16 protein-coding genes are annotated in these 15,923 nt (G+C 74.5%); 6 read left to right on the forward strand and 10 right to left on the reverse strand.

Annotated features, from left to right (window positions below; genetic code table 11):
- A complete protein-coding gene (locus ACLQ14_RS00125; RefSeq protein ID WP_425808621.1) occupies nucleotides 1–924 on the reverse strand; it encodes an ABC transporter substrate-binding protein in 924 nt (307 codons plus the stop codon).
- A 123-nt stretch (nucleotides 925–1,047) separates the two neighbouring features.
- A complete protein-coding gene (locus tag ACLQ14_RS00130) occupies nucleotides 1,048–1,749 on the reverse strand; it encodes a DUF2993 domain-containing protein (RefSeq protein ID WP_425808623.1) in 702 nt (233 codons plus the stop codon).
- Between the two features lie 43 nt (nucleotides 1,750–1,792).
- On the opposite strand from ACLQ14_RS00130, the gene ACLQ14_RS00135 reads away from it, so the two are divergent.
- The 4 genes from ACLQ14_RS00135 to ACLQ14_RS00150 are packed head-to-tail and all read left to right on the forward strand — an operon-like array spanning nucleotide 1,793 to nucleotide 5,807.
- The gene (locus ACLQ14_RS00135) at nucleotides 1,793–2,566 is read left to right on the forward strand and encodes a uracil-DNA glycosylase (RefSeq protein WP_425808625.1); all 774 of its coding nucleotides are present in this window, start codon (nucleotides 1,793–1,795) and stop codon (nucleotides 2,564–2,566) included.
- A 15-nt stretch (nucleotides 2,567–2,581) separates the two neighbouring features.
- Nucleotides 2,582–3,736, forward strand: coding sequence for an NAD(P) transhydrogenase subunit alpha (locus tag ACLQ14_RS00140; RefSeq protein WP_425810166.1), 1,155 nt, complete (start codon nucleotides 2,582–2,584; stop codon nucleotides 3,734–3,736).
- Nucleotides 3,733–4,329, forward strand: a complete 597-nt coding sequence (locus ACLQ14_RS00145) for a proton-translocating transhydrogenase family protein (RefSeq protein WP_425808627.1) — start codon at nucleotides 3,733–3,735, stop codon at nucleotides 4,327–4,329. Before ACLQ14_RS00140 ends, ACLQ14_RS00145 begins: the two co-directional genes overlap by 4 nt.
- Complete coding sequence (locus ACLQ14_RS00150) at nucleotides 4,326–5,807, forward strand: NAD(P)(+) transhydrogenase (Re/Si-specific) subunit beta (protein WP_425808629.1); 1,482 nt, start codon at nucleotides 4,326–4,328, stop codon at nucleotides 5,805–5,807. The genes ACLQ14_RS00145 and ACLQ14_RS00150 overlap by 4 nt, the downstream gene beginning before the upstream one ends.
- Before the next feature lie 298 nt (nucleotides 5,808–6,105).
- On the opposite strand, the gene ACLQ14_RS00155 is transcribed toward ACLQ14_RS00150, so the two are convergent.
- Both ACLQ14_RS00155 and ACLQ14_RS00160 read right to left on the reverse strand, forming a co-directional pair.
- Nucleotides 6,106–6,468, reverse strand: a complete 363-nt coding sequence (locus ACLQ14_RS00155; protein ID WP_425808631.1) for a UBP-type zinc finger domain-containing protein — start codon at nucleotides 6,466–6,468, stop codon at nucleotides 6,106–6,108.
- A gap of 62 nt (nucleotides 6,469–6,530) precedes the next feature.
- Nucleotides 6,531–7,262: a phosphotransferase gene (locus ACLQ14_RS00160; protein WP_425808633.1), complete on the reverse strand. Its 732-nt coding sequence runs from the start codon at nucleotides 7,260–7,262 to the stop codon at nucleotides 6,531–6,533.
- Nucleotides 7,263–7,424: 162 nt separating this feature from the next.
- Between ACLQ14_RS00160 and ACLQ14_RS00165 the strand changes: the two genes are divergently transcribed.
- Entirely contained in the window at nucleotides 7,425–8,150 is a 726-nt protein-coding gene (locus ACLQ14_RS00165) for an HNH endonuclease family protein (protein WP_425808635.1), read from the forward strand.
- 5 nt (nucleotides 8,151–8,155) lie between these two features.
- Here the strand turns inward: ACLQ14_RS00165 and ACLQ14_RS00170 are convergent, their stop codons facing one another.
- From ACLQ14_RS00170 to ACLQ14_RS00195, 6 genes are all read right to left on the reverse strand, one after another.
- A complete protein-coding gene (locus ACLQ14_RS00170) occupies nucleotides 8,156–9,007 on the reverse strand; it encodes a family 1 encapsulin nanocompartment shell protein (RefSeq protein WP_425808637.1) in 852 nt (283 codons plus the stop codon).
- The gene (locus ACLQ14_RS00175; RefSeq protein WP_425808639.1) at nucleotides 9,004–10,176 is read right to left on the reverse strand and encodes a Dyp-type peroxidase; all 1,173 of its coding nucleotides are present in this window, start codon (nucleotides 10,174–10,176) and stop codon (nucleotides 9,004–9,006) included. The genes ACLQ14_RS00170 and ACLQ14_RS00175 overlap by 4 nt, the downstream gene beginning before the upstream one ends.
- Before the next feature lie 43 nt (nucleotides 10,177–10,219).
- A complete protein-coding gene (locus ACLQ14_RS00180) occupies nucleotides 10,220–10,690 on the reverse strand; it encodes an aminoacyl-tRNA deacylase (RefSeq protein WP_425808641.1) in 471 nt (156 codons plus the stop codon).
- Between the two features lie 32 nt (nucleotides 10,691–10,722).
- Nucleotides 10,723–13,605, reverse strand: a complete 2,883-nt coding sequence (locus ACLQ14_RS00185; RefSeq protein ID WP_425808643.1) for a PASTA domain-containing protein — start codon at nucleotides 13,603–13,605, stop codon at nucleotides 10,723–10,725.
- Nucleotides 13,606–13,801: 196 nt separating this feature from the next.
- Nucleotides 13,802–14,857, reverse strand: a complete 1,056-nt coding sequence (locus ACLQ14_RS00190; RefSeq protein WP_425808645.1) for an aldo/keto reductase — start codon at nucleotides 14,855–14,857, stop codon at nucleotides 13,802–13,804.
- A 34-nt stretch (nucleotides 14,858–14,891) separates the two neighbouring features.
- Nucleotides 14,892–15,305, reverse strand: a complete 414-nt coding sequence (locus ACLQ14_RS00195; RefSeq protein ID WP_425808647.1) for a MerR family transcriptional regulator — start codon at nucleotides 15,303–15,305, stop codon at nucleotides 14,892–14,894.
- Between the two features lie 40 nt (nucleotides 15,306–15,345).
- Between ACLQ14_RS00195 and ACLQ14_RS00200 the strand changes: the two genes are divergently transcribed.
- Nucleotides 15,346–15,915 carry a hypothetical protein gene (locus ACLQ14_RS00200; RefSeq protein WP_425808649.1) on the forward strand — a complete coding sequence of 190 codons (570 nt, stop codon included), beginning with the start codon at nucleotides 15,346–15,348 and terminating at the stop codon, nucleotides 15,913–15,915.
- The last annotated feature ends 8 nt before the right edge of the window (nucleotides 15,916–15,923 follow it).

The following is a 15,923-nucleotide window of genomic DNA, read 5'->3' on the forward strand; positions in this document are numbered from 1 at the left end:
TCAGCCGACCGAGGGGTTGAGCTCGGCGGTCGTCACAGCGCCGGCCTCGTTGCCCCAGGCCTTGAGGATCTTGCCGTAGGTGCCGTCGCCGATGAGCTTCTGGACCGTCTTCTGGATGACGTCGGTGAGCGGCTGGTCCGACTTCGAGACCACGATGCCCTGCGGCGCGGTCGCGAACACGTCGCCGAGCTGCTCGAGCTGGCCGTTCGTCTGCGAGAGCGCGTACGCGACGATCGGCGAGTCCGCGTACATGGCGTCGAGCTTGCCGCCGACGAGGTTGGTGGTGACGTCGGCCTGCGAGTCGTAGCTCAGCCCGTCGATCTTGGACTTGCCGGCCGCGGTGCACTTCTTCGACAGGTCGCCGAGCTCGTCGGCCTCGACCGTGCCGGTCTGCACGCCGACGGTCTTGCCGCACAGGTCGTTCTGGTCGACCTTTTTGGGGTTGCCCTTCTGGACCGCGAACGCCTCGCCGGCCTGGAAGTACTCGATCATGTTGACCTGCTTGGCGCGGTCGGGGTTGATCGTGAACGACGAGACGCCGATGTCGTAGCGCGAGCCGATCGACGGGATGATGTTGTCGAACTTCGACGTCTGGATGTCGGGCTTGAGGCCGAGGGTCGCCGCGATCGCCTTCACGAGGTCGACGTCGTAGCCGACCGGCGTCTTGCCGTCGTCGCCGATGTACTCGGCGGGCGCGTACGTGGTGTCGGTCCCGACGCGCAGGGTTCCCGCGCTCTTCACCGCGTCCGGCACGGCCGACGCGAGGGTGTCGTCCTTGGCGACCGAGCTCGGGTCGAACGTGGAAGCGGCGCCCGAGGGCTTGCTGCCGGACCCGCCGTCGTCGGAGTCGGAGCAGCCGGCGAGCACGACGGCCAGGGCCGCCGTGGCCACGAGGGCGGTGCTGATGGTTCGAGTGCGTCGCATCGTTCCTCCTGAGGTCGCGCCGCAGCGCGTACGGCCCGACGCCGCACCTCGCGGCGTCGCGCGTCACAGTATGCGCGTCTTGTTACCGCCGCGTAACCACGGTCCGCACCCCGGGAACCTCGCTCACGAGGACGCCAGGTGCTCGAGCGCGACGCCCTTTCCGGTCGCGGTGGCCCGGATCCCGCCCTCGGACCCCCCGCTCGCGGGAACGACGTCCGCGCCGGTCAGCGTGACGCCGTCGGGCAGGTCGAGAGGGACCTTGAGCCCGTCGACCGTGCTCGCGAGACCGCCGGGCAGGGAGTCCGCGGACACGGTGGCGCCGGCGACCTTCGCGGCCTTGACGTCGACGGCGAGCGCGCCGTCCGTCACCTTCGGCTCGAGGACCAGCCCGACGCCGATCCCGAGGACCTTGGTGGTGGCGACGAGGCCGTCGTCGGTGGCCTCGATGGTGACGTCGGCCTTGCTGCGCGCGGCGACCTGCTGCTCCAGTGCGGAGACGGGGACGGTCGCCTCGACGGTCCCGTCGTCGACGACGTAGGGCGAGGTGAGGCTGACGCCGCTGCCCTCGACGTCGACGTCGGTCACGGTGGTCCCTCCGAAGCTCGCGGAGCCGGCGCGCACGGTGACGTCGTCGAGCGAGCCGCTCCAGAGCTGGGTGAGGAACGGGAAGCCGTGGATCTTCGCGGAGACGTCGCGGGCGTCGGACTGGGCCGTCGCCTCGTGCGCGAACGAGCGCTCGAAGGCCCACGCGGCCACGCGGTCCGCCGCGACGGCGAGGAGGGCGAGCACGACGACGGTGATCAGAAGCCTGCGGAAGAAGCGCACCCCCGGTACGGTACGGGGCCCGGCCGGGTGGGACGATCGGCGGGTGGCCGCCTCCGTCGACCCTTCACCGGACTCCCCCGCGCGCAACCCGACCCGCGCCCCGGGCGCGCGGGACCTCGCGGCGCTCGACGCGCTCGTCGTCGGGTGCACGGCGTGCCCGCGGCTGGTGGCCTGGCGCGAGCAGGTGGGCCGGGAGCGCCGGGCGGCGTTCGCGGACGAGGAGTACTGGGCGCGGCCGGTGCCGAGCTTCGGGGACCCGGCGGCGCGGATCCTCGTGGTCGGGCTCGCGCCCGCCGCGCACGGCGGGAACCGCACGGGCCGGATGTTCACGGGTGACAGGTCGGGCGACTTCCTGATCGCGGCGCTGCACCGCGCGGGGCTCGCGTCCCAGCCGACGTCGGTGTCCCGCGGCGACGGCCTCGAGCTCACGGGTGCGCGGCTCGCGGCACCGGTCCACTGCGTGCCGCCGGAGAACAAGCCCACGCCCGAGGAGCGCCGCACGTGCTCGCCCTACCTGGCGCGCGAGCTCGAGCTCGTGGCGCCGAGGGTCGTCGTCACGCTCGGGGCGTTCGGCTGGAACGCGACGCTCGACGTGCTCGCCGGCAACGGCTGGGCCGTCCCGAGGCCCCGGCCGCGGTTCGGCCACGGCGCCGAGACGGTGGTTTCACGTGAAACGTCGGAAGAGGGTGTCGGCCCAGGTCAGCTCACACTTCTGGGCTGCTTCCACCCGAGCCCGCACAACACGTTCACGGGTCGGCTCACCCCCGACGACATGGACGCGCTGCTCGCCCGCGCGCGAGCGCTCGCCGCGTCATAGGTTCGAGACGTGCCGATGACGCCGGACGCACCACCCGTGAGCGTGGGGGTCCTGCGCGAGCACGACGGCGCGGGCGGGCCCGCCTCGTCGGGCGCCGGCGAGCGGCGCGTCGCCCTGGTTCCCGAGGTGGCAGGCAGGCTCGTGCGCGAGGGGTTCGCGGTCGTCGTCGAGCGCGGCGCGGGATCCGCGGCCTTCTTCCCTGACGCGGCCTACGAGGCCGCGGGCGCGGTGCTCGGCGACCGGTCCGTGGTGCTCGCGGCGGACGTCCTCGCGTGCCTCCGCGTGCCCGACGCCGGTCTCTCGCCCTCGCTGCACCCCGGCCAGGTGGTCGTGGGTCTCCTCGCGCTCGGTGGCCACGCCGAGGAGGCGCACGCGCTGGCCGCTGCCGGGGCGGTCGCGCTCGACCTCGCCCTCCTCCCCCGCACGCTGTCGCGGGCCCAGGCGATGGACGCGCTGACGTCGCAGGCGTCGGTCGCGGGATACCGCGCGGCGATCGTCGCGGCAGAGTCGTTCGGCCGGTTCTTCCCGATGATGATCACGGCGGCCGGGACGGCGAAGCCCGCGCAGGTGCTCGTCCTCGGGACGGGCGTCGCGGGCCTGCAGGCGATCGGCACGGCCCGGCGCCTCGGCGCGCAGGTCACGGGCTACGACATCCGGCCCTCGTCCGCGGACGAGGTCCGGTCGCTCGGCGCCACGTTCCTCCGGCTCACGAGCGCGCCCGAGGGTGCCGGCGAGGGCGGGTACGCGCGCGAGCTCACCGAGGACGAGCGGGCCGCCCAGCAGGCCGAGCTCGCGGGCCACGTGGCCCGGTTCGACGTCGTGATCACGACCGCACAGGTCCCGGGCCGCCGACCGCCCGTCCTGGTCACCGCGGAGACGGTCGCCGCGATGCGGCCGGGCAGCGTCGTCGTCGACCTCGGCGCGAGCGCCCTCGGCGGCAACGTCGAGGGGTCCGTCCCCGACGAGCGCGTCGTGACACCGGGCGGCGTGACGCTCCTCGGCGCGGGCAACCTCGCGTCCGAGCTGCCGACGGCCGCGTCGTCCGCGTACGCGCGGAACGTCGCGGCGGTGCTGCGCGCCGTCGTGCGGGACGGGCGGCTCGACCTCGACGCCGACGACGACGTGATCCGGGCCATCCGCGTCCCGGCCCTCGAGGAGGTCCGCGCATGACGCCGGAGCTCGCCTCGTCGATCAGCATCTTCGTGCTCGCGCTGCTGGTCGGCTTCGAGGTGATCAGCAGGATCCCCACGACCCTGCACACCCCGATGATGTCCGGTGCCAACTCGATCCACGGCGTCGTCCTGGTCGGCGCGATCCTCGTCGCCGGCCTGGCGAACGACCCGCTGGGCTACGTCCTCGCCTTCCTGGCGGCCGCGTTCGCCGCCATGAACGTGGTCGGCGGCTACGTCGTCACGGACCGCATGCTCGGCATGTTCCGCGGCAGGACGTCACCGTCGACGGACGGGGCGTCACCATCGGCGGAGGTGAGCCGGGCGCGCGAGGAGTCACGGCGGGTGGACCCGGCGCCCGCTGATGGGGACCCGAAGGCGACCCGGACGCCTGAGGCGGGGCGGGATGCGGCTGCGACCGACGGTGGGAAAGCTGTCGTGGCGGACTCTGCTGACACCTCGGGAGCCGAGCGAGGAACGAGCGAGGCGGATGGAAGGCCGAGCACGTCGGGCGCAGCCGCATCCCGCCCTGCCGTCGGCCCCTCCCGCCGCCGCCCCGACCCGAACGAGAACGAGAACGAGAGCGACCGATGAGCACCACCCTCACGATCACGTGGCTCGTCTACCTCGCCGCCGCGGTCTGCTTCGTCCTCGGTCTCCACCTCATGCGCTCCCCCCGCACGGCGCGCCGCGGGAACCTCGTGTCGGCGTCGGGCATGGGGGCGGCGGTGCTGGTGACGGCCCTGCTGCTGCTGGACGAGGACGGCGGCGGGGTCGGGTGGCACGGGGGCGTGTGGGCGGGGGTCGCGCTGGGCGGCGGGATCGTCGTCGGGGGCGGGTACGGGCTGTTCGCGGCGCGGCGGGTGCGGATGACGGCGATGCCACAGCTGGTCTCGCTGTTCAACGCGGTCGGCGGCGGGGCGGCGGCGACCGTCGCGCTGGCCGACGCCTCGCGGGAGCTCGCGGCGGGCGGTTGGGACGGGCTGTCGGCGGCGTTCTCGGTGCCGGTCGCGCTGGACGTGCTCATCGGGGCGGTGACGTTCTCGGGGTCGCTGGTGGCGGCGGGCAAGCTGCAGGGCCTGGTGCGGGGGGCGCCGATCACGTTCCGCGGGTCACGGTCGCTGGCCCTGGTGTCCGCGGTCGCCGCCGTCGGGGCGGGCGTGGTGGTCGTGGTGGCGGGCGCCGGCTCGGGCGACGGCGCACGCACCGCCACGACCGTGGCCCTCGTGGTGGCTCTCGTCGCGGCGCTGGCGTTCGGCGTGCTCATGGTGCTGCCGATCGGCGGTGCGGACATGCCGGTCGTCATCTCGCTGCTCAACGCGTTCACGGGCCTCGCGGTGGCGATGGCGGGGTTCGTCGTCGACAACGAGGTGATGATCGTTGCGGGCGCGCTCGTGGGGGCGTCCGGGTCGATCCTCACCAAGCTCATGGCGGACGCGATGAACCGGTCGGTCGGGTCGATCCTGCTGGGCGGGTTCGGGACCGGCGACGCGCCGTCGGGCGGGCCGGTCCCGGGCGGCGGGGCCGGCTCGGCCGTGCGGACGGTCGACGCGGACGACGTCGCGATCCAGCTCGCGTACGCCCACCGCGTCGTCCTGGTCCCGGGGTACGGGCTGGCGGCGGCCCAGGCGCAGCACGAGCTCGCCGACCTCGCGAACCTGCTGTCCGCCCACGGCGTCGCGGTGTCGTACGCGATCCATCCGGTGGCGGGGCGCATGCCGGGCCACATGAACGTGCTGCTCGCCGAGGCGAACGTGCCGTACGAGCAGATGAAGGAGCTCGAGGAGGCCAACGCGGAGCTCGACCAGTGCGACGTGGCGCTCGTGGTGGGCGCGAACGACGTGACCAATCCCGCCGCCCGGCGGCCCGGCACAGCGATCTCCGGGATGCCCATCCTCGACGTCGACCACGCGCGCTCCGTCGTCGTCGTGAAGCGGTCCATGGGCCACGGGTACGCCGGGATCGACAACGAGCTCTACGCGGACCCGCGGACCGGGATGCTGTTCGCCGACGCGAAGGACGGCCTCGGTCAGCTCGTCGCGGCCGTCAAGGAGTACGTCACCGCGGCGTGACCCGCCTCGCAGCCAGGCGGACCGCGCGGTCGGGCGCCGCACGGCGCGCCGCCCTCACCGTCTCCAGCCGGGCGAGCACCTCCATGCGGCGCAGCTCACGCTCCCATGGTCCCGGCAGCGCCGGGTGTGCTCGGTGCCTTGTCATGGTGGTCATCCGTTCCGTCCCCTGCCGACGCCGGCTCGCCCCGGCGCCTCGTCCCGTTCGTGTGGGACGGCGCCTTTCGGGGGCGCCGTCACAGCAAGGGAGCGTCGGGCCCGTCCGCTCGTGACGGCGTCGACCAGGTGAGACGTGGGTGAATCAGTGGATCAGGTCCCGCCAGTTCTCCGGCACACGGTCCGCCGGCCCGGGCGTGCCCTGGTCCGACGGGTGGGCGAGCGGCGGCGTGAGCTCCGGTCCCGAGGTGTAGTCGTCGGTCCGGTAGTCCCACCACCAGTCCTCGCCCGGCTCGTACGACCGCATGATCGGGTGCCCCGTCTCGGCGAAGTGCCGGGAAGCGTGCTGCGCGGGCGAGCTGTCGCAGCAGCCGACGTGCCCGCACTGCGCGCACCGTCGCAGGTGGACCCACCAGCCGCCTGCCGGGTCGCACTCGGCGCAGCCGGGACCGGTCGGCGGCGCGGTCGGGTCGATCCCCGTGTCGTGCGATGCGCTCGACGATGCCATGGGCTTCTCCTCTCGACCGTCCCTACCGTAGGCCGGGGCGCGCGTCCCGGCAGCGCGGGAGGTCAGCCGTTCGCGAGGACCGCGATCCGCTCGACGTCGCGCCGGTACATCGCCGCGTGGGCGGTGAGGTCGTGGCGGCCGGTCGTGGCGGCGCGGTCCTCGGTGAACGCGGCGAGCTCCTCGAGCCGGGCGACCATCGTCCGCAGGACGTCCGTCGGCGTGATCGGGTCCCAGCCGTAGACCTGGACGATCCGGTTGAGTCGGGCGCTGCGCTCCGCGTCGTCCCCGCTCCAGCCGGCGTCCTCGACGAACGGGGCCAGGCGGTACGCGAGGTACGCGAGGTCCCAGACGCGCGGGCCGGGCGACGCGGTGTCGAAGTCGATCAGCCCGACCATGCGGCCGCCCCGGAACACCATGTTGTAGGGCGCGACGTCGTTGTGGCAGACCACCTCGACGGGCTCGTGGACCGGCAGGCGCCAGCCGGGCGAGGACGCCACGAAGCCCTCCGACGCGTCGTGCAGACGGCGGAGGAAGAGGACCGCGTCGTCGAGCACCTCCGCGCTCCACAGCCACGCGGGGCCGTCGTGCGGGACGTCGCCCTCGAGGTAGGAGACGATCTCGCGCCCGCGGTCGTCGACCCCGAACGGCTCCGGGATCCCCCTCATGCCCGCGGCACGCAGGTGGCGCAGGTAGGACTGGATCGTCGTGGTCCACGGGCCGGCGGCGCGGCGGACCGTGTCACCGATCCGCAGGACGGGGGTCGTGTTGCCGCCGGGCAGGTGTTCTTCGATCATCGCGTCCATCGTGCCTGACGAGACGGCATTCGCGAATTCGCGTCTCGCCCTGAGGCGCCCGAGGCGACGGGGGTCGACGCCGCTCCTGGGGACGGTCGCCGCGGTGCACAGGGCGCGCACCTGTCAGCCCGGGGCGGGGCCACGCTCGGGCACGCTCGCCGGGTGACGCCTCCCCCACCCCGCCGCCCGGCTCCCCGCGCCCGACGACGGACCCGCACGGCCGGCGCGCTCGTCGCCCTCGCGGCGGTCGTCGCCCTCGCGTCGGGGGTGCCCTACGTGGTCGCGCACGCCCGGGCGGCGCACTATCCCGTGGCGGCCGCCGAGCTCGTGCGGGCGGAGCGCGAGCTCGCGGCCCTGCCGGTGCGGGAGCGGGCGTCGTCCGACGGCTACACCCGGGAGCAGTTCGGCCAGGCCTGGGAGGACGTCGACCACAACGGCTGCGACACGCGCAACGACATCCTCCGCCGGGACCTCGAGGAGCCCACGTACAAGTCGGGCGGCGACACCTGTACCGTCGAGTCGGGCGTCCTCCGCGACCCGTACACCGGGCACACCATCGACTTCCGGCGCGGCCCTGACTCCGGAGCCGTCCAGATCGACCACGTCGTCGCCCTGGCCGACGCCTGGCAGACCGGCGCCCAGGACTGGCCCGCCGACAAGCGCCTCGCGCTCGCCAACGACCCGGCCAACCTCCTCGCCGTCGACGGCCCCGCCAACCAGGACAAGAGCGCCGGCGACGCGTCGACCTGGCTCCCCCCGAACGCCGGCTACCGGTGCGCGTACGTCGTCCGGCAGCTCCGCGTGAAGGCCGCCTACGGGCTGTGGGTCACGCGCGCCGAGCACGACGCGATGGCCCGGACCCTGCGCGGTTGCGTGCCCGCCACATGACCCGGTCAGCGCGTCAGTCGGACCGACGCCTCCGCCGTGTACGAGAGGAAGGTGATCGACTCCTGCAGGTAGAGCTCCACCGTCTCCGCCGTGTGCGAGGTGTAGCCGATCGACACGTCCTGGCCGATCACGAGCTCGTGGTCGCCGCCGCGGGTCGAGACCAGGTAGGCGCCCCGCAGCGCCGGCGCCCAGACGATCTCGCGGTCCACCATCCGCTCCAGCTGGTCCCGGATCGGGAAGCCGTGGTCGCGCGTCTCCGACACCGCCGTGTACAGGTCCGCGTCCAGGACCAGGGCGTACGGGCCCTCGACCCCCGCCAGCCGCAGCTCCGTCACCGCGTGCGCCACGGCGTCGGGCAGCTCGCGCGGGTCCTCCGGCACCGGCACAGGCGCGTTGTCCGACCCGGGCCCCAGGCCGCCGATCCGCGCCGCCTCGTAGCCCTCGAAGATCGCGCGGTCCTCGACCCGGGCCAGCACCGTCGCCGCGTCCTTCACCGGCTGCCAGTCCGAGTCCCGCGACCCCCGCAGCACGTCGTCGACCGCCTGGCGGTCCACCGAGAACGGCACCCGCAGCTCCACGAGCGGCGCGACCTCCCGCAGGCGCGACCGCGTGCCCTCGTGCGGGGCGTCGATCGCCGTCACGTGGCCCGTGTTCGCCGCCGCCGTCTCCAGGCCCAGCGGACCCGACACGTCCACGACGCGGCGGCCGGCCACGTTGCGGCGGAACGTGCGCGACGCCTCCTCCGCGATCTCCGACCAGGCCGCGTCGCTCACGGGGGCCAGCCAGCGGTGGAGGTTCGACGCCCCCACGACCTGCGCCACCGGCTGGACCGTCACCTGGGGGTCGTTGCTCGTCATTGGGGTTCCTCTCTCAAGCTGCCGATGCGGAGGTCGTCTTCGCGGCGGTCCGTCTCGCCGCGGATGCCTTCGGGGGCGGGCGGGACCGGGCTGCTCAGCCCACCGTCCGCCTCGCTCGCGCTCGACGGGCCGTCGGCGGCGATGCGAGTCAGGTCGGTGGACGCGACGGTAGGCGCATCGCCCTCGGCCATCGACTCCAGGAGCTCGAGCGACGGTACGAAGAACAGGGAGCCCGTGACCGCCGTGGAGACGTCGAGGATGCGGTCGTAGTTGCCGGGCGGGGCGCCCACGAACATGCGCTCCAGCATCAGCTCGGTCACGGACGGGTCGTCGGCGTACGCGATGAAGAACGTGCCGTACTCGCCGGTGGACGGGTCGCCGAAGGCCATGTTGTCGCGCAGGATGTCGTGCTCGACACCGTCCTCGTCGACGATCGTGTTGAGCGAGACGTGCGAGCTGGACGGCTGGTCGTCGTCGTCGAGCTCGACGTCGTCGAGCTTGGTCCGCCCGATGATCCGCTCCTGCTCCTCGACGGGGAGCGCGTGCCACGCCGCCAGGTCGTGCACGTACTTCTGCACGACGACGTAGCTCCCGCCCGCGAAGTCCGGCTCGGCGTCGGGCCCCACGATCGCTGCGGCTGCGGCGTCCCTGCCCGTCGGGTTCTCCGTGCCGTCGACGAAGCCGAGGAGGTCGCGGGAGTCGAAGTAGCGGAAGCCGACGGTGTGGTCCTCGACCACCACGTCGTCGCCCAGGGCGTCCATGAGCAGGCGGGTCAGCTCGAACACGAGGTCGGCCCGGTTCGCACGCACGTGGAACAGCAGGTCCCCGGGCGTCGCGACGGCGTCGTGGCGCGCGCCCTGGATCGCCCGGAACGGGTGCAGGTGCGCCGGGCGGGGGCCGTCCTCCTGCACGCGGTCCCAGTACCGCGACCCGAACCCCACGATGCACGTGAGCCCCGCCTCCGACTGACGGAAGCCGACCGCGCGCACCAGCGACCCGACGTCGGCCGCGACGTCGAGCACCCGCGCGTCGGCGCCGGGCGTGTCACGCACGCTGACGACGAGGAAGACGGCTGACGTCGTGAGCGTGCCGAGCACCGCCTGCGGCTCGGGCACGTCGGCGGGGATCCCCGGCGAGGCGCCGATCCCTTCGATCGCGTTCAAGGGCACGGCACGAGCCTGTCATGCGTGGGGGCGAGCCGCCTACCCGGGCTCACGTCGCGGGCGCCTCGTCCGTGACGTCGGCGACCGTCGCGCCGAGGACGCGCACGGCGTCGTCGGCCGCGAGGCGGACCCCGACCCCGTGCGCTCCGCCGCCGAGCGAGATCGTGCCCTGCACGCGCTCGTCGGCGACCACGGGCCAGGACCTGCTCGCGCCGAACGGGGTGATCGTGCCGCGCTCGTACCCCGTGACGTCCTTCGCGACGGCGGCGTCCGGCATCGACAGCCGCGAGACGCCGAGCAGCGCGCGCAGCTTGGGCCACGAGATCGTCCGGTCGCCCGGGACGAGGACGAAGAGGTAGTCGTCCTCCCCGCGGCGCACGACCAGGGTCTTCACGATCCGGCTCGGCTCGACGCCCTGCAGCTCGGCCGCCTCCACGAGCGAGCGCGCCCGCGCGTGCTGCGTCAGCTCGTACGGGATCCCGGTGGCGTCCAGCGCGGCGACGACGGTCTCGGTGCTCATGGTGCCGAGCGTAGGTCGTCCGAGGGGACCCGTCAGGACGACTCGGTCTCGCGCGCCGTCGGGGTGGCGGTCGGCGTGGCCGTGGGGGTCGGCGTCCCGCCCGTGTCGCCGCCGTCCCCGTCTCCGGTCGGGGTGCCGCCGGCGCCCGAGTCGGCGGGTCCGGTCGAGACCGTGAGCCTGACGATCTCGTCGGGGTCGACCGTCGTGCCCTCGCCCGGGTCGACCGAGATGACGAGGCCCTTCGCGACGTCGTCGCTCGCCTGCTGCGCCACCTCGTAGGACACGCCCGCGGCCTTGAGCGCCTTCTCCGCATCCGGCTGGGTCGCGCCGACGACACCGGTGGGTACCGCCGGACCGCTCGAGACGACGATCGCGACGGTCGACCCGACCTTGACCGCGGCGCCCGCGCCCGGCGTCGTGCTGATCACCGCGCCCTTCGGCACGTCGGCCGAGGGCTTCTCGGTCGGTTCGCCGACCTTCAGGCCGAGCTTCTCGAGCTCCGACTGCACGGCGGCGAGGTCCGCGCCGACCAAGTCCTTCGGGATCGTCACGGTCGCCGCGGGCTTCGGGCCCTGGGAGACCACGAGCTTCACCGTCGAGCCGGTCTTGACCGCGGCGCCCTCGGCCGGGGCCACGCTCACCACCGAGCCCTCCGGGACCGTGGCGGAGTACGCCTTCGTCGGCTCCGCGACCTTCAGCCCCAGGCCCACCAGCTTCTTCTGCACCCCGGCGAGCGGCGTGCCCACGAGCCCGTCAGGGATCGTGACGGTCGTCGGCGTCGGCGTGGGGGTCGGGGTAGGCGTCGGAGTGGGTGTGGGCGTCGGCGTCGCCGTGGGCTTCGGGGTCTTCGGGGCCGTCGGCGTGGTGGGCTTCGAGGGCGTCGGGGTGGGTGTGGTCGCGTGGTGCGACGGCCCCGGCGGGACGTCCTCGACGTCGACGGGCGACGCGGCACCCGTGTACCCGGCGATCGGGGTCCCGGTCGGCAGGACGCCGCCCGAGTAGAACTCGAAGTGCCAGGGCTCGGGCTTGCTGCCGTCGAGGTGCGCCCACGACGGGTTGTCCCAGCCGTACGCGGGGCCGTGCTGCCGCATCCAGGCGTACTCGGCGGACCGGCCGGTCGAGATCGGGTAGCCGAGGTCGACGGCGAGGCCCCAACCGTGGTTGGACGTACCGGGCACGGCCGCGAGCGCGGGCTTCGTCTTCCGGAGCTCGATCTGGACGGCGATCGACCGGTAGGAGTCCGTCATCGCGATCGGGTGGCCGAACTGCTTCTCGAACAGCTTGTCGAGCGCCTCGAGGCGGTTCGCGGCGTCGCAGCGCAGCATCTGACCGGGTGCGAAGCTCAGCGGGCACAGCGCCGACGCCGGGATCTCGCCGTTCCGGTAGCCGTCGACGCTGGTGCCGTACTGGGTGGCGAGGGCTTGAAGCTGCTGGGCGAGGCTCCCCGTGACCGCGGTCGCTCCCGACGCCCCGGCGACTCCGTCCGGCCCGGTGACGCCGGTGAGGCCTGCGGCGGTCTGGTCCGCGTCGATGGCGTCGAGCCCCGTCGCGAGCCGTTCGGCCGCCGCCACGACGTCCGCCCAGGTGACCGGCGTCGTGGCGTCGCGGTCGTCGGGGTCGGGGAGCGCCGGGTCGTCGGTCGTGCCCTGGGCCGCGCCCGTCGAGCCGTCGGACGTCGCCGAGGCGCCCGGCGCCGCCAGCACCGGCGGCGTCGTGCCGATCGTCGGCGTGGTCGTGCTGGGCGACGTCGGGCCGGAGGGCGTCGGGGCGCTGCCGACGACGCCGGCCACGCCGCCGCTGCCGACGCCGGCGCCGCTCGCCGCGACGCCCGACGGGCTGGTCGGCACGGTCGTCGACGGCTGCTCGTCCGCGCCGGCCGTGGGCACCGAGGACGGCGCGGGCGTGGGCCCGGCGGACGGCGTCGTCGTCGGCACCGCGGACGGCGTCGCGCTCGGCACGACCGCTGGCGAGCCGCCGTCGCCGGACGGCGCGGGCGACGGGACGGCGCCGGTCACCGCGGTCGCGGCCGGGGTGGGAAGGTCGGCCTGCGCGCCGGTCGCGCTGGTCGCGTCCGTGGCGGCCGGGGTGCCGGCGGGGCTCGTCGGGTTGGCCTGCGGGACGCCCGAGGCCGCGGACGGGTCGGCCGCCGGTGCGGCCGCCTGGTCGGTGGCCCCGGCGGAGGCGGTGGGGTCGGCGGCCGCAAGCACGCCGGACCCGGTCCCGACCACGCCGGGCGTCGGGAGCGATCCGCTCGGGGCGCTGCCGCCGTCGGCGAGGACGTCGGTCGTCGCGGCGTCGCTCGGCGTCGTCGGTCCGGCCGTGCTGCTGGGGCTCGCGGTGCTCCCGGGCGTGGGGACCGTGGTCGGGCTCGCGGTCGGCGCGGGCGTCGCCGTCGTGCCGGCGCCCGTCGAACCGGATCCCGTGGTTCCCGTGCCGGTCGCGGTGGACGGCGTCGTCGTCTTCCCGACGACCTTGTCCCACGGCGACGTCGTCAGCGGGTCGGGCGGCGCGAGCGGGCTCACCGGAAGGTCGACGGGCGGGGTGAGGGCCGCGGTCGCGGCGGTCTGCGCGTCGTACGTCACGAGCAGCATGCCGGTCTCGCTCGCGGCCTGCGCCACCGGTCCGCCGACGGCGTCGGGGTGCGCGGCGAGGTAGTCGTCGGCGCGCGACAGGACCGCGAGGACGTCCTCGCGGTCCATCGTCGGGGTGGGGGGCGCCACCTCGGGCACGGTCGCCACCGTGGTGGCGCCGGACGTCGGCAGGGCGATCGTGGTGGCCGACGCCGGCGGCTCGCCCGGGTGGGCGCTCGCGGCGCCCAGGGCGCCCAGCGACGCGGCGGCGGCCAGCGCGACGACCGCGCTCGCGCGTCGTCCTGGCCCGATCGGAGGCTTGCGTGCGGTGCGACGGATCGGCATGACTCCCCTGGATGGTGCGACTTCACGCCCGGTGACCGCGGTCACACTTCGGGCGTCTCTCCCAGCCTGCGCCATCTTCGCGCTGCTCGCCACGTCGCCTGCCACGCCTGGCACCCTACGTCCTCGAGATGACCCGTGTGACAACGCTGCCGTCCCGAACCTTTCACCCCCGCGTCACCCGGGCGACGCCCGGCGGTCAGCGTCCGACGCGCGACATGTCCTCGTACCGCGCCCCAGCGACGTACCGCGCCCCAGCGACGTTCTCGGGCCGGAACGTCGCGTCGAGGGCCGCACGGTCGTCGTCGGACAGCCGGAGGGCCGCCGCTCCCACGTTGTCCTCGAGGTAGCGCTCGCGGCGGGTGCCGGGGATCGGCACGACGTCGTCGCCCTGCGCGAGCACCCACGCCAGCGCGACCTGCGCGGGCGTGGCGCCGTGCGCGTCCGCGATCCGCCGCACGACGTCCACGAGCGCGAGGTTGGCGTCGAACGCGTCGCCCACGAACCGCGGGTTGGTCGCCCGGAAGTCGCCGTCGGCCAGCTGCTCGCGCGTGACCGTCCCCGTCAGGAACCCGCGACCCAGGGGCGAGTACGGCACGAGGCCGATGCCGAGCTCGCGCAGCGTGGGCAGGATCTCGGCCTCCACGTCGCGGCTCCACAGCGAGTACTCGGTCTGCAGGGCGGTCAGCGGGTGGGCGGCGTGCGCCCGCCGGACGGTCGCGGGCCCCGCCTCGGAGATGCCGAGGTGGCGCACCTTCCCAGACTGGACGAGCTCGCCCAGCGCGCCGAAGGTCTCCTCCACCGGGACGATCGGGTCGACCCGGTGCTGGTAGTAGAGGTCCACGTGGTCGAGGCCGAGGCGCCGCAGGCTGCCGTCGACCGACTCCCGCACGTAGGCGGGGCTCCCGTCGACGGCGCGGTCCACGGGCCGCGGCCCCGTGACCTTGATGCCGAACTTGGTCGCGACGACGACGTCGTCCCGGTCCACCCCCGAGCTGCGCAGCGCCCGGCCGAGCAGCTCCTCGTTGGTGTGCGGGCCGTACATGTCGGCGGTGTCGAAGAGCCGCACGCCGAGCTCGAGGGCCCGGTGGATCGTGCGGACGGACTCGGCGTCCGTCGTCGAGCCCGTCCCGGAGGACGCGCCGTAGAACGCGGACATGCCCATGCAGCCGAGGCCGAGGGCGGAGACCTCGAGCGCGGCGTCGCCGGTGCCGAGGACGCGGGTGGGGAGGACGGAGCTGGTGTCGGTGGTCATGACGCCGAGCGTGGGCCTTCGAGCGCGCTCGAGGTCAAGGGCGCGGGCCCGCGGCGGGTCGGCCGGCGACGAGGCGCTGCTCGTAGATGCCGATCTTGGCGTCGATCGCGTGCAGGTTCTCGCGCGTCGCCTCGAGCTCGGCGAGCACCCGCTCCCGGTGCGCGCGCAGCAGCGTGAGCCGCTCGTCCTCGTTCCCGCCGCCCGCGCGGCAGAGGGCGGCGTACTCACGGAGCTCCGCGATCCCCATGCCCGTCCCGCGCAGCCGCGTCAGCATGACGATCCAGCTGAGGTCCGCCTCGGAGTACCGGCGATGGCCCGACGGCGCCCGGTCGACCGGGTCGAGCATGAGCCCGTCGCGCTCGTAGTAGCGCAGCGTGTGGACGGTGAGCCCGGTCGCTGCTGCGGCGTCGGCGATGCTGAGGCCCGGGTGCACGGCGGTGGAGGTCACCCACCTAGTGTGCGCCGGCCACTGGCTACTGTGACGACCCATGGACCTGCTGAGCACTGCCACCGACCGCGACGTCGCCTTCACCGCTGCCGTCCTCGGCGTCGCCGGTTTCGCGTGGTTCGGGTGGGCGCAGGAGGCGCCGCCTGCGTCGTGGCGTCTGCCGCTCGGGATCGCGGCGGGGCTGTGCTTCGCGGCGGCGGTCGTCGGAGGCATCCTGGGGGTCCGCTGGTGGGACCACGCGACGGCGCTCGCCACCCAGGCCGACGGCATCCGGTTCGGGGTGATCGTCGCTGTCGAGGTCGCCCTGTGCGCCGCCGGGGCGATGGTGCTCGCCCGCACGGGGCACGAGGCGTGGCTCAGCGCCTGGATCTGCGGCGTCGTCGGGATCCACTTCGTGCCGCTCGCCCGGGTCTTCCGCGATCCCGGGCTCGTGGCCCTGGCCGTGCTGCTGGTCGTCGTGGCCGTCGGGGCCTGGGCGTGGGGGCGCGGGTCGAGCCTCACGCCGAGCGCGCTCGTCGGGGCCCTGGCCGGCTCCGTCTTCGCGCTGTTCGTGGCGCGGGCGCTCGTGACGCTCGCCGTCGGCGACGAGCCGAGGTCGACCGCACCCTAGGCCGCGCC

This window comes from Luteimicrobium sp. DT211, from assembly GCF_049844995.1.
GTDB lineage: Bacteria > Actinomycetota > Actinomycetes > Actinomycetales > Cellulomonadaceae > Luteimicrobium.